This is a genomic window from Mesorhizobium sp. M4A.F.Ca.ET.020.02.1.1 (assembly GCF_004022645.1).
Classification (GTDB): Bacteria; Pseudomonadota; Alphaproteobacteria; order Rhizobiales; family Rhizobiaceae; genus Mesorhizobium.
Map to the genome: position 1 here is coordinate 1 of NZ_RZOI01001328.1, position 633 is coordinate 633.

Annotated in this window: 1 protein-coding gene; it reads right to left on the bottom strand. The window is 67.6% G+C overall.

Features of this window, described 5'->3' with window-relative positions:
• Nucleotides 1-633 (bottom strand): SDR family oxidoreductase (locus EN742_RS36940; RefSeq protein ID WP_128333993.1); only part of this gene is annotated, 633 nt, incomplete at both ends.

A 633-nucleotide genomic window follows, 5' to 3' on the forward strand; every position in this document is an offset into this window, starting at 1 on the left:
GCATGGACCGAGCACAGGAAGGCGCAGATCTGGCCGAATTCCTCGGGCGTGCCGAGACGCTTGGCCGGCACGTCGGCGCTGATGCGGGCTTTTCGCGCCGCCGCTGCCGCCGGCTCCTCGGCCGTGCCGGCTTCATGCGGGCCGCGCAGCCGGTCGGTGTCGAGCTTGCCCGGCAGCAGGCTGTTGATGGTGACGTTGCGGTCGACCACCGTGCGCGCTACGCCGGCAAGGAACGAGGTCAGGCCGGCGCGCGCGCCCGACGAGAGGTCTAGCCCGGGGATGGGCACATAAACCGACAGCGAGGTGATGTTGACGATGCGGCCGAAGCCGCGCTTGGCCATGCCGTCGATCACCGCCTGGATCAGCTCGATCGGCGTCACCATGTTCTGGGTGACGCCTTCGAGGATCTTGTCACGGTCGAGCGTGCGGAAATCGCGCAGCGGCGGGCCGCCATTGTTGTTGACCAGGATGTCCGGATCGGGACAGGCCGCAAGCAGCGCCTTCTGCACCTCTGGCTTCGACACGTCGCCGGCGATCTCGATCACCTTGACCCCGAATTTTTCACGGATCTCGGCGGCGGTCCTTGCCAAGAGCTCCGCATTGCTGCCGTTGACGCCGAGGTCGACGCCCGCC